This window comes from Vibrio sp. H11 (assembly GCF_004804295.1).
Taxonomy (GTDB): Bacteria; Pseudomonadota; Gammaproteobacteria; order Enterobacterales; family Vibrionaceae; genus Vibrio; species Vibrio ostreae.
In genome coordinates this window covers 188,568-201,771 of the sequence record NZ_SSHN01000005.1, presented here as the reverse complement: position 1 = coordinate 201,771, position 13,204 = coordinate 188,568, and the positions used below count along the sequence as shown (strand labels likewise).

Below are 13,204 nucleotides of genomic sequence, written 5' to 3'. Positions count from 1 at the left end.
CCCGGCCCAACAATGAACATTTTCGATCAGGGCTAGTTTGACATTTTCCCATACACTACGAATAGATAGCTTTGGTTAGACATAGACTAATTAATTCTTTTAGAATGCTTAATTAGTCAAAAGTAAACCATAAGTGTAGGTAAGAAAATGGATACAAAAGCCAAGAGGTTGTTCCAACAAAAGAAATACTCTCATCTTAGTAGACTAGATGACAAAAAGTTATGGGACGCTGATCTAGATAACCTAGCCTTATATTACTTCGTTTTAGATGCCAATGCCATTAACAAAGATAAAGAGTTTAACGAGATTGTTAACCGACTAGGGAATGAATCAGAAGCGTATCTATACTTAGGTGGAATTGCACAGAACCTATTCACGCTTACAGATGACATCGGGCAAGCTGAGTATTTCTATCGAAAGTCAGTTGAGAAAAATCCTGATAATTTACTTGCCCTATGGAGTTTATTCACTTATACCAGAGATGCTCGTGTTTTTTATGATGCTTTAACAAAGTCTTACAAAGAAGATAATATCATTATTATAAACGACTCGATATCGTATAGAGAGGGCTGGCTAGTAGATGCAAATTTTTCAGTGCAAGAATGGAAGAAAATAAAAGATATTTTTGAAGACCATAGGTTCGGTAATACAGCCAGTGATATATTGACACTTTGTTATTATTATTTAGGTGACTATGATAAAGGCCTAAAAATTCTAGAGAAATGCGAATGGCCAGACTTGGAAATATTATACTTATATAGAAACAAAGGCCTTATTGATGACCAGTTGATCCTAAAGAAACATTTTTACCAAAAAAATTTAAATTTAAATGTCACAGCTCAAGATGTTTATGAAAACATCAAGATAAAAAACAGTACATCTTTAAAGACTAAATTAAAATCCGCATTTGAAGCTGAGATGTATTCTGATGTGGTTGATATATATGAAAAATTAGAAGAAAAAGATCGCAATAGCACTTTAAAGTTGTATCATATTGTGTCCACTATTTTAATGGGTAGTCAACCAGACATTAGATTAGTCGAATCTGTTGAGAAAGACGGGTTTAATATCGCCATATCCAAACCCTCAATACAATATCAACTATACTGCGCATATTTGATACTTAAAGAACGAGATTCTCTTTTAAAAATTCTAGAAAAAAGCAACCAAAACCTCCACCATGTCGAAATGTACGGTATTTATAAAAATATCATAACGAGATTTGGTGACAAATATTTTTTTGATTTTTGTCACTATAACAAGCTAAAGGAGATGATGGATGAAACTAGAGATATTTTTAACAACGCATACAACAATCAGGAATTGACTGATTTACAAGAGCGGCAAGACGAATTAAGTGAAATCGAGATAATTAGACTTGCATCCCTTCTAATTTCAAAAAATTGCAATTTAGATGTAGCGTCAGAATTACTCGAGGGAATTAATCGCTCTAGTACAAGTATCAACATACTAGGATATATCGCAGAACAACGTGGTGACGACGAAAAAGCCCACAAACTCTATCAAGAGGCATTCGAGTTAATGACTAATTATGGTGAGAATAACGAAGTAATCATGAGGAGCTATCTAAAAAGTCGATTGAAAGTTAGTGGTGAAAAAATTAACAATGAGCATGACAAATTAATTAAAAAATATAATAAAACTATAACTAATCACTTCCCATATACTTTTCGTCTAACTGAAAAAGATTCTCTTTATAAGTATTACCCATTTAATGAATACACCCTCGATGCACTTATGAATAGTTATTTTTATATGGCATCAGAAACCCAATTGAATGATCCTATTGAGTTACCATATGACAATCTAATAAACGGTAATGATAATCAACTTCTTCGTCCGGAGTTTAAGCTATCTTCACTGTCTCAGAATAGTAACTCCATGCTCATGTGGTCCCACTACGCACAAAATCACACTGGGATAATGGTTGAATATGTGTTCTCTGGCGACTTGCCAGAAGGTGTCGGCATCGACAAAGTCCAATATGAACATACACTGAAAAGATATAATGAAAAGGGACTTTTTTTATTTAATCAGTATATGTTAACCAAAAACGATGATTGGGCGTATGAGAAGGAAGTCAGACTATTTGGCTATAATAGAGAGAAAGTTTACTATGAAGCGTATCGATACCCAAATAAAATCACAGATAAAGCTAATGCCTATATACGCAGTATTACATTAGGTTATAAATTCCAAGAATCGACAATTAAACTCATTACAACAATAATTTCTGAGCTAAACAGAAATAGGCACAGTTTTCTTCCTAAAATAGAACTAAAAAAATCAAGAATATCAGAAGGAAATTTCTTTGAGTTAGATTATGAGACTATTGACTATGATATTTAAAATAGATCGGTACCAGACCGCGTTGCAAAATGGTGGCATGGCTTGCCATTAGGTACCAACTTACTTAGATAACTACACCCTCTGTAGGGGGTGTAGTTATACAGTAGTCCATAAGATCCTAACTTTATGATTTTTAAAGATGTTACTGATGTAAATTTTGTGAGATTCCAAGCCAAGAAAAATACAAAAAAACATAACTTAACCTATTAAATTGTAAGAACTATTTCTAAATACTACGCCAGTTCTACCAACATCGGGGTTTCACCGTTTTTGGGTCCTGAATCAGTCCTCAGTTCATCAAACGAGTATAAAACCAGCAATATAAAACCAGGACACACACCCAAATCCCTCCAAGCAAATAACAAGGACACTCGCCTCTTCGATAAACATCCCAGCATATGATTAACACACGCACCAACCAAGATCACATCCGAGTCAAGACTGATGTTCAAAGCGGATGGTCAAAGCGGACACACACCTAACGAAAGTCACTGTATCTCATACTCGCACCACCCTGATGGACATTCACTTACTTGACCTCAGTCGCGTCTCTTAACGTCGTTCATGAAAATCATCTCTTGATTGACCATTATCTGATGACGCCCCCTATCGGAAGACTCTTATGACGACCGCACGCAGTCAGCTCATCCGTCCTGATGTTACACCTTATTATCATTGTGTTTCTCGCTGCGTAAGACGTTCTTACTTATGCGGATACGACAAGCTGTCCGGGCAGTCTTACGAACATCGTCGTGACTGGGTAGAACAGCGCATCCTGTCCTTAGCCGCAATCTACTGTGTCCGTATTTGCGCCTATGCCATTATGAGCAACCATTACCATCTGGTTACGTTTATCGATACCGACGCAGCCCAGTCTCTTTCAGCGCTTGAAGTCGTCGAACGGTGGGGCGCAGAACACACCTTACCTGTCATCATACAGAGATACATTTCTCAGCAACTGACCTGCGAAACTGAATGGAACCTCTGCCATCAAGTCATAGATACCTGGCGACAACGCCTGTGTTCACTAAGCTGGTTTATGAAAGAACTGAACTACGATATTGCCGTTCAAGCGAATAGAGAAGATGATTGCACAGGGCGATTTTGGGAAGGCAGGTTTAAATCTCAAGCTCTGCTTGATGAAAAAGCGCAGCTCGCAGTAATGGCTTACGTTGATCTTAACCCGATCAGAGCGAATATTGCACCGTCACTGAAACAATCTCATCACACGTCGATTAAATTCAGACTGTCAGAGCTCGAAAAAGGCAATACAACGGCATCGCCTTTATCTGATTTTGTTGGTTACCAACATCAGGATAAGGCGGCAGGTATCCCTTTCCGGCTCAGTGATTACCTGGAACTGCTTGATTGGATCGGGCGTCAGTTAAGACCTGACAAAAAAGGACGACTCGATGCCACTCATCCCTTCATCCTGCAGCAGTTAACCCTGCCCCAGCAGACGTGCCTGAGACTCTGCACCCAGTTAGAAAAGCAGTCTGGACTATGGATAGGTTCAACCCCTGAGTTACTGCGCGCAAAAGACAAACTCAAGCGTAAACGTATGTGTGGCGTTCATATATCCTGACGATGTCTGAGTCACGACTCTGGATTATTGGTCCGAGCATAGAACTGTTTAACCTGGGCGTTAAACGGTAAAAGTCAGTTGCCGATAGTCGACTAAAATCGTCTGCTCAAATTTATACCCCATACCCGCAAACTCCCTGACCTTTTTAAACCCCATCGTAGATGTAAGCCAGCGCTGGACTTATTTGGCAGCGCTACCACGCCGGTCGTTCCATCAGATAGTTAGTCAGCGTCTGTTCCTGTACAGTCACCTGCTGTGCCTTGACTACCCGAAAGCCCATATGTTCGAAAAAAGGACGGGCAGTAATACTGACATGAGCATGGAGCCGTTTAATACCCCGTTGCTGAGCCTTAATCAGGACATGCTGCATTAAAAATCGTCCGATGCCTTGCCCCTGATGCTGATAATGACAAAAGAAGTGGTCAATTAAACCATCGGGTTGTAAGTCGGCATAACCGACAATTTTGCCATTGAGATGTACAACATAAGGATTTAACAACGTTAGCTGTGTGTCCCACAAAACAGCGTCAAATTCGACCGGAGCCCAGGCACACAATTGCTCCTGAGTGTAATCGCGTTGGTTGATGTGATGAACCGTGCTGATGAAAAGCTCTCGTAAAGTAAGGGCATCATCGGTTTTATAACGACGAATCTTTAACAAAACGTCCTCCGTCAGGCCACTTATTGGGGTGGCTTCGTATCACAGCAGGATATAGCAGACGAGCAACAAGACCAAATTAATCGCGCGTGTCCGATACCAGCTTGGCGAGTAATACCATGCTAAAGCGTGTGTCCCAATAATTCCGTTCTAAAGAGTGTGTCCTCGGAATTCTTACTCGCGTAGACATAAATTTCGACTCGACAATCGCGAGTGTCCTTGATACTCCATCCTCTAGATCCTTCTCCAGAAGGCGTGTGTCCTCGAAGGTCTTTCCTCGGGATTCGGGTAACAGCAAACAACAGCGGTTTATTTAGCCACGCCACACATCTTGGCCAAACGCTGGGTCAGGGCTTCACTACTAGCAAAAAATTCTTCGCCACTAATCAGCTGATCATCAATACTAAGCAGCGTCACTTCATCTTCCCGTACCGGTAAAGCGGCAGAAGCCGAACCGTCACGATCAAGCCAGACGGGATAGCCGTAATCACGCATTTTAGGCACCGCGATGAATTTTGAAATCAAACCCGGCATCGCGCTGATATCAGCAAGATAAACTAATTTCCCCTGCTCCATACATTGCGTATCGATGGTATTCAGTACGTTCTGAATCAGGTCTTTACCCGCCATCCCATCGACAAACAACAAGGCTTGCATGTTATTTTGATGAGTGAAAGTGTTCTCATTTTGGTCCTGCAGACCATCCAGATTCACTTTATCTCCAATAGCCAGTGGCTGTACTTCAGAAGTCGCACATCCCGTCAGAGGCAACAACAGTGTCAGTGCAAGCAGAGTTAAAATTCTTTGCATAGTAAGCCCGAATAAAAGAATGAATTTAATCCTCTTTTTATCACATAACTTTACCAGAAACACCTGCGATGCTCAGGTCAGTTAAGGATTAGCAGGGCAAGTACCGCCATTGACAGATGAAAGGCAAACATGCGAATACCTGAAACCTTTTCAGTCATTGCGCCAGATTTTATAACCGGTTTTTATCATTGCGCGGCCAAGCAGATGAGTTGCAACCGGAGCGGTAAGAACAATAAATAAAATCGTGCCAATAACGCGGGAAATGACCGTAATTTCCGGGATGCTGAACGCTAATGCCACCAATAAACAACTGACGCCAACCGTACCGGCTTTGGTCGCCGCGTGCATGCGTGTGTAAAGGTCGGGCATTCTCAGCACGCCTAAACTAGCAATCACAATGAATACGGTTCCCAGACACAGCAGAATTCCCGTGATGGCTTCCATTATTCGTTTCCCTTCTGTTTAATGATCAACCGGGCAAATGCGACTGTCCCCAGAAATGCAACCAACCCGAGTGTAATCGCAATATCTAACAAAGCTTGCTGACCACTATCGAGTGTGTAGACCGTCACAAAACCTATGGTGGTAAATGAGATCAGATCAAGCGCAACGACCCGATCTGCCAGCGTCGGTCCCAGAATCAAGCGGATAAACGCAAATAATATGCTAACTAATAACCCGGCGTAGGCGATATTGATACTGAGTACTAACCAGTCAGTCACGAGTCACCTCCAGAATTTTTTTCTCCAGTCCCTGTTTAATGCTTCGTACCACCTGATCTTGTTTGGAAGCAAACATGGCATGCACAATAAGGTATTTCTTGTCCGGTGTAACATCCAGGCTCAGGCTGCCCGGAGTCAGAGAAACCATATTAGCCAGAAGCGTGATCTCCAGGTCAGACTGCACATCCAGTGGGATATAAAGGATATCGGGGTCGCTGAGATGAGTCGGCGTAATCACATCCCAGACAACACGCGCAGACGAGAGAATCACTTCATAGCTGAAATAGAGCAACAGAACGAACACCGCTCTGAAACGTCGAAAATAGCTGCTTTTGAGCCCAAAAGGCCGGCTAAGGCGCAAGATAATGAAACCAATCACAAATCCGGCGATAAAACTCAGGCTGGTGTAGCTGCCGTTAAGCATCATCCAGATCAGGGCTAAAAAAAGATTGAGTAATAAATACGTCATTCCTTCTCTCCCAGCACAGCATGAATATAGCCATCAGGTTGCAACAACTGTCCCGCCGCCTGAAGCGCAAACTGATAAAATGGCTCCGCCACCAGACCAATCAGCACAGTGATTAAAGTTAACAGCACGATTGGTGCACAATACAACCACTGGATTTTCACCGGTAGCGAGGCCTCTTTCCGGGCCTCGGGGGAAGCCTTCCAGAATGCTTCGCTCCAGATTTTGGTCATGGAGAATATCGTTAACAATCCGACCACCAAAGCGACCGTGGCCAGTGCGTAGTACGTTGTTTCCACACTGGCTTTTATTACCAGAAACTTGCCCCAGAACCCCGACAATGGCGGAAATCCCGCCAGCGAGAACGCAGGTATCAAAAACAGCACCGCCAGCCACGGCATTGCCTTATACACGCCACCTAATTGCGCAAGTTGGTCCGAACCATATCTACGTTCCAGAAAACCGCCGATCAAGAACAGGTTAGCCTTAACGATAATATGATGAACAATATAAAAAATGGCACCGGATAACGCCAGCGGTGTATACAACGCAAGCCCCATGATCATGTAGCCAATCTGACTAATAATATGAAATGACAATATTTTTTTAATGCTGAACTGACTGGCTGCACCGAGCACACCGGTTAACATCGTCAATGCGGCAACCCATATCAAGGTTGACTGCCATCCACTGCCGGGCAGCGGAAATACCAGAGTAAAAACCCGCATCAACGCATACACGCCCACTTTGGTCAGTAAAGCCGCAAACAGGGCCACAACGCCACTGGGTAAGGTATGATAGGACCCCGGCAACCAGGCGAAGAGCGGAAAAAGCGCCGACTTAATCGCAAACGCAAATAGAAATAACGCAGCTAATGAGGTCTGTATTTCAACCGACAAACGGCCCACTTTGCCATGTAAGTCTGCCAGATTAAGCGTACCGGTCGCGCCATAGAGCAAACCAATCGCAAGTAAAAACACCAGGGTAGAAACCAGATTGAGGACGACATACTTCACCGCACCATCAATTTGTTGCTTACGTGCGTTGGTTACCATCAGTGCAAATGAAGCGATGAGCATCACCTCAAACCAAACATAGAGATTAAAGATATCACCGGTCAGAAACGCGCCATACACCCCGGCAAGCAGCACGTGCATCAGCATGTGATAAAGCCCGTATGCTGGTTTGTGCGACAAATCTGCCATTGCATAAAACACACTCACTACGCCGATCAGCGCAGTGACCGTCACCATCGCCACACTAAAAAGATCAGCCACAAACACAATACCAAACGGTGCCGGCCACTGACCAAATGCCACCGCCTGTGGCCCCTGTTCAAACACAGTAACACCCAGTACCCAACTCACAATCAGAGTAAAAATCGAGCTTATCGCACTGACCCATTCCGAGACACGATGAGAATCCCGGACAAAAAACAGCCCGATCGCAGTAAACAAAGCGATCACCACCGGCAGAGTCAGCAGCACAGAGATCATTTGTCGTCCTCCGATGATTGCATGCTATCCGCATCGGCCGAGCCTGCTTCAGAATTGGCACGGTAAAGCAGTATCAAAGTGAATATCAGCAAGCCAAAACCAATCACAATCGCGGTCAGGATCAAGGCCTGCGGTAACGAGTTAGCCGCCCCTTCCGGCGGTAATACCTGTTCGGCTTCAATCAGTGCCGGCAAGCCTGGTGTCAACCGGCCAGCGGTAAAGATCGCCAGATTAATCGCGCTGCTGAGCAGAATCAGCCCGAACAGTAAACGCAGCACATGCCTCTCTAACATCAGATAGATGCCTGCCGAAACAAATACCCCGACGACCATGCTCCAGAGCAGTTCCATTAGTCCAGCTCCTCATTGATGCGCAGCAGCATTCCCATCACGCCGCCGATCACCGCCAGGTAAATACCGATGTCGAACATCAGCGGTGTGCCGATCGTAACTGGTTCTGTCCACCACAAACCGGTTAATAAGGGTAAACCGGCAACATAGCTGAAACTGCCGGCCGTCAGGCTCAACAGCACCCCGAACAGCGCAATCCGAAACGGCGGATATTGCAGTCTGTCGCGCACATAACGCGGTGATTTAGCGAACATCAGCAAAGAGAAACCGATCACCGCGATTAACGCGCCGATAAAACCACCGCCGGGATGATTATGTCCGCGCAGCATTAAGTACAGAGAGAAAACCAGCATCAGCGCCGCAACAATATGAGAGGTCGTCGCAAAAATCAGCGACTGGATACGATTTTGTTTACCGTAGCGTGAAGAAAGTAAACTCACCGCAGCCAGGCCTGACATGACAACCACCAGCGCTTCACCCAGTGTGTCCAGCGCACGAAAGTCAACCAGGATAACGTTAACGATATTACGCCCGTGCCCGCCCGGCACACTGTTGCGTGCATAGAAGTCGGTCACTGTCAGGTCCAGCGGCTGTTTGGTCACATAGAGCAAAAGCATACAAACGCTAAGCCCTATCGTCACAGCGACGATCGCATGTACAGTCTTACGCAGAGCGGAATGAGCGTGCACCGTTTCCAGACGGGGAATATGGCGCATCAGAAGCGCCATAAATACCACCATCAAAGTTTCAACCAGCAGCAGGGTTTTAGCCACATCCGGCGCACTGTAGAGCATAAACACAAGTGTGGTCATAAAACCTATGCTGCCCAGCGCCGCAATCGCCAACAGGCGTGCACCGGTGGTAATACAAACAAACACCGCCGCCACCATCAGCAGTGCTATCGCAATTTCGTAAAAAGCCACCTCAGACAGGGAATCAAAGGGCAGCGTGGTAAACGCCATCGAACTGATGAGCAGCAAGCCGGCCAGTACGCTAAAAAACCGTAATACATAACTGCGCAGCGGTTTGTGCTGCAGGCACTGTGTTTGCCAGCGGGCAATCTGCGTCATAGCCCCAATCAACCCGGAAAAGACCACCTCGGCCTTGATAACTCGCTCCCCTGCACTGCGCCAGCGCGAAAGCAGGCCCGGACATAACACGTACACCGCCACCCCCAGCAAAACCGTGATGACACTCAGCAATAACGCGAAGTTGAACCCTTGCCAAAGTTTGGTTGGTTCAGGCTCAGCTCCGGGCAAGATTGCCGCGACACCGGGCGTAATAACCTGCTCATCCAGCCAGTTCAGGCCAAACAGAGGTAAAAGAAGGCTGCCTGACGCTAATAAGGTCGCGGGAAGCCACAAAGCCCACCTTTTTTCGACCGGTTTGATGGTTGACGCCGTCCCGGATTGACGCGAGAAAAACGGCTTGCGTACTAACAAAATAGCCACCGATACCATTAATGCATTGGCCGCTACCAAAGTCGCGGTAACCATAATCCCGATTTCCAGCGAGGCTTTGTACATATACTCTTTACTGACAAATCCCATCATGGGCAGCAGACCGGCCTTCGATAACGCCGCAATCACCAATGCTGTTGTGCTCATGACCAGAACTGATTTCAAGCCGGACAGGCGCCGTATATCTCTGGTCCCGGTCGCCAGATCAACGTTTCCCACCACCATGAATAGAGCCGCTTTGTACAGAGCGTGCGCCACGATAAAAAGCAGCAATGCGGACACCGATAACTGAGTACCGATGCCAAGTAACAACATCAGTTTACCCAGTGCAACATTAGTGCTGTATGCAAGCATTAACTTGAGATCCGTTTGACGGATAGCGACCAGCGTACACCAGACCGCCGTAATTCCGCCGATGATCACCAGGGTATAAAACCATACCTCGCTGTGGGAATAGATCGGAGAAAAGCGAGCCAGTAAATAGACCCCGGCCTTGACCATAGTCGCCGAATGAAGATAAGCACTGACCGGTGTCGGCGCCGCCATTGCATTGGGCAACCAAAAATGAAAAGGAAATTGTGCCGATTTAGTCACGGCGCCGAGAAAGATGAGCACCATGGAGGGCAAAAACAGCGCATGGCTGGCTATCACTTCAGTCTGCTGCAATATCACGTCGAGCTCATAGCTATTTGCCATGTCACCCAGCATTATGAGCCCGGCCAGCAACGCTAGTCCACCCGCTCCGGTAACCAGTAACGATTGCAGGGCGTTTTGACGTGAAGTCGGGCTCTCATGGTTAAACCCGATCAGCAAATAAGAAGTGAGCGTAGTTAGCTCCCAAAAAACAAACAGGAGTAACAAGTTGTCACTGACCACCAAGCCGAGCATGGTCAGCATAAACAAAGTGAGTTGACAGTGAAATGACAACCGGGCCGGTTTGTCACGCAGATATGCCAGCGCATACACCTGAATCAAAAAACCGATACCGCTGATTAATCCCGCGAAAAGAGCAGATAATCCGTCGAGGCGTACACTCAGGTTGATCCCCATCGACGCCACCCAAGGTACAGACCAGACTGTCCCCTGTGCGTCACTCCCCTGCGCGTCATAGCAGAAAAGCAACGCAACAAAGATAACCAGCGGCAACAACGGAAACAAAAGCCAGGCTATAGGCTGCGAACGAGCATGATGAGTCAATTCAGGCATTTCAGCTACAATCTGATACAGCGGTGATGATAGCGCGAAGGGGAGCTAAACGGCGTATCACAACGGCCGGATAGCTCGCCCAGGCAGCAACTTTCAATAGCAGACATTTATTCAGAGGTATGGCGCTACACCACCCGGTGTATGTTGATTGCCCGTTTGAGCTATTTGTTGCTGCCGGCAGTATTAAAAGAACGCAGATCACTGTAAACAGACTGACCTCGCGTGCTTTCGTAATCGCCATCCGTGCTGTCAAATGCATCGTAAGTGCAATCACCGATATCATTTCTGGGACAGACGTAGACATTAAGACGTTCTATCATTTCTGTTTTACATCGTGGGCAAAATCGTTGCATATCGAGCTCCCTATTTATTGAACATCAGACCCGTTGTTTAACATCTGACTAGCTATTAACATCGAACTAGCTATTTGACATTTTTGATGGTCAGCCGTTTAATCTCCTGCTACCAGGCGGCCCAGTCTCTTCGGTCACGACTTGATCGGAGAAACAAACCCTTCCGGCTTGAGGGCGACCAGAGAACAGCGAATAGATTGCAGAATATTCTCCGCGGTGTTGCCAATCACAAATCCGGCAATACCGGTTCTCGCCAGAGTGCCCATCACCAGGACATCCACATCCTCCTGCTGCACGCATTCCGGAATGGCGTCATCGGGATTACCGTGCAGATAATGAGTGACCGTTTCGCCTGCAATACCGGACTCTTCAAGCAATTGTTGTAACGCGCGTTGATGGCTGTTTTTGGCTTTATCAATTTCCTGATTAAGCTCTTGCGGATCGGCATGGATCCAACTGTTATCTTCAAGATAATGCTCGAGATAGTATTCCCAGCATGAAATCAGGTGGAGCCGGCTGTCACAGGAATCAGCAATCGATCGCGCAAGCTCCAGTAAACGTAAAGAGAGCGCATGTTGTGCCTCACCGCTTGGCGTCGGATCAATCGCTACCGCAACTCTTCGTTTGTTTTTGGGCTTATCTGTGGGACGATGCAGCCAAACGGCACACGGGCATTTTCGTAACAAGGTCATATCCATCGCTTTAAAACCACCGGCCCCGTTGCGCAGCGGCTCCGCTTCTTTGATGATCAAATCGTGGTCGTTCTCAAGGGCTTGTTTAATGATACAGATAGCGGGTTGCTCACTGTGTTTGACCAGGAGCGGAAATGGTGCTTGCTGTTCAGATAGGTCATGTTCTGATCTGAAACGGGCCACCTTTTCCTGCAGCGAATTAGACAAAGAGTGTTCATAACTTTGCTGGTAATGAGCCCACTCTTGCGGGAAAGCCGGACAGGCAATCAGACCAGTGACAGAAACGCCATTGTTCAGGGCGATTCGAATAGCCTGGTCGAGCGCGTCACTATGGCCAGGTAACCCTTGGGTGGCATACAGTATGTTCTCAAATCGTTTCATACACACCTCCTTAAGTGGTTAAATTTTAACCACCCGGGAAGCATAATACCTAACCCACAATTGTAACGGCGTATTAATTTACATAGGTCACACGATAGCCAACCTGTTGCTTCTATCCCGCTGGCGGGGCTATTTAGCGACTTAAACCACTGGCTGGATACTTTGACTCCACCGCTTCGCCACTGCCAATCGGGCGCCGCTGCAACTGGTAACCCTTGGCGATAGCAATACATACACAATGACTATCGATCAGAGTGGAAATAATACCGCCATTAACAAAATGCAGCAGGCCGGCGCTGTATTGAGGCGGTATCGCTCCGATAAAAATAACAGGCCATTTTTGTTTGACCTCTTTGATTATGCCGCGTGGCAGCTGCGTGAAATAGCTTGCCAAGCTGGTGCGTTTTGCTGCAGGAAACGCAACACCTGATCGCGGATATCGAACTTAGATAATGATGAAGAACTGCTAATAACCACCATGCCGCCTTGGGAAGATTGGGACATGCGTTGCAGTGATTGCATCACTTCGCCGCCGCAGAATGACAACCAGTCAAGTTCATGCTGTAGGGTATGACTCTCAATCGGTACCTTCTCGAAGACGTCTGTCCTCTTGTCAGAGAACACGTGGCTGCGCGCCTGTCCACTGAACAGCGCA

The 13,204-nt window shown here is 46.1% G+C and carries 12 protein-coding genes; 2 read left to right on the top strand and 10 right to left on the bottom strand.

From position 1 onward, the window contains the following. The first annotated feature begins 147 nt into the window (after window positions 1-147). A complete protein-coding gene (locus tag E6C74_RS10020) occupies window positions 148-2,370 on the top strand; it encodes a DUF2971 domain-containing protein (protein WP_136484649.1) in 2,223 nt (740 codons plus the stop codon). 622 nt (window positions 2,371-2,992) lie between these two features. Further along, on the top strand, window positions 2,993-3,955 hold the full coding sequence (locus tag E6C74_RS10015; RefSeq protein WP_136484647.1) for a transposase: 963 nt from the start codon (window positions 2,993-2,995) through the stop codon (window positions 3,953-3,955). A 193-nt stretch (window positions 3,956-4,148) separates the two neighbouring features. Here the strand turns inward: E6C74_RS10015 and E6C74_RS10010 are convergent, their stop codons facing one another. The 10 genes from E6C74_RS10010 to E6C74_RS09965 all read right to left on the bottom strand — a co-directional run bounded on the left by E6C74_RS10010 (window position 4,149) and on the right by E6C74_RS09965 (window position 12,549). Beyond that, window positions 4,149-4,616 (bottom strand): GNAT family N-acetyltransferase, encoded by a 468-nt coding sequence (locus tag E6C74_RS10010; RefSeq protein WP_136484645.1) that lies wholly within the window; start codon window positions 4,614-4,616, stop codon window positions 4,149-4,151. Window positions 4,617-4,922: 306 nt separating this feature from the next. Continuing rightward, window positions 4,923-5,423, bottom strand: coding sequence for a hypothetical protein (locus E6C74_RS10005; RefSeq protein WP_136484643.1), 501 nt, complete (start codon window positions 5,421-5,423; stop codon window positions 4,923-4,925). Window positions 5,424-5,573: 150 nt separating this feature from the next. Next, window positions 5,574-5,867, bottom strand: coding sequence for a monovalent cation/H(+) antiporter subunit G (gene mnhG, locus E6C74_RS10000; protein ID WP_136484641.1), 294 nt, complete (start codon window positions 5,865-5,867; stop codon window positions 5,574-5,576). After that, entirely contained in the window at window positions 5,867-6,145 is a 279-nt protein-coding gene (locus tag E6C74_RS09995; protein ID WP_136484638.1) for a cation:proton antiporter, read from the bottom strand. The genes mnhG and E6C74_RS09995 overlap by 1 nt, the downstream gene beginning before the upstream one ends. Next, window positions 6,138-6,614: a Na+/H+ antiporter subunit E gene (locus E6C74_RS09990; RefSeq protein ID WP_136484636.1), complete on the bottom strand. Its 477-nt coding sequence runs from the start codon at window positions 6,612-6,614 to the stop codon at window positions 6,138-6,140. The genes E6C74_RS09995 and E6C74_RS09990 overlap by 8 nt, the downstream gene beginning before the upstream one ends. After that, the gene (locus tag E6C74_RS09985) at window positions 6,611-8,107 is read right to left on the bottom strand and encodes a proton-conducting transporter membrane subunit (RefSeq protein ID WP_136484633.1); all 1,497 of its coding nucleotides are present in this window, start codon (window positions 8,105-8,107) and stop codon (window positions 6,611-6,613) included. The genes E6C74_RS09990 and E6C74_RS09985 overlap by 4 nt, the downstream gene beginning before the upstream one ends. Continuing rightward, a complete protein-coding gene (locus E6C74_RS09980) occupies window positions 8,104-8,457 on the bottom strand; it encodes a Na+/H+ antiporter subunit C (RefSeq protein ID WP_136484631.1) in 354 nt (117 codons plus the stop codon). Before E6C74_RS09980 ends, E6C74_RS09985 begins: the two co-directional genes overlap by 4 nt. Further along, window positions 8,457-11,123: a hydrogen gas-evolving membrane-bound hydrogenase subunit E gene (mbhE, locus tag E6C74_RS09975; RefSeq protein ID WP_136484629.1), complete on the bottom strand. Its 2,667-nt coding sequence runs from the start codon at window positions 11,121-11,123 to the stop codon at window positions 8,457-8,459. The genes E6C74_RS09980 and mbhE overlap by 1 nt, the downstream gene beginning before the upstream one ends. A 161-nt stretch (window positions 11,124-11,284) precedes the next feature. Beyond that, window positions 11,285-11,476 (bottom strand): hypothetical protein, encoded by a 192-nt coding sequence (locus E6C74_RS21140; RefSeq protein ID WP_136484627.1) that lies wholly within the window; start codon window positions 11,474-11,476, stop codon window positions 11,285-11,287. Window positions 11,477-11,610: 134 nt separating this feature from the next. Further along, a complete protein-coding gene (locus E6C74_RS09965) occupies window positions 11,611-12,549 on the bottom strand; it encodes a universal stress protein (protein WP_136484625.1) in 939 nt (312 codons plus the stop codon). Window positions 12,550-13,204: the final 655 nt, after the last annotated feature.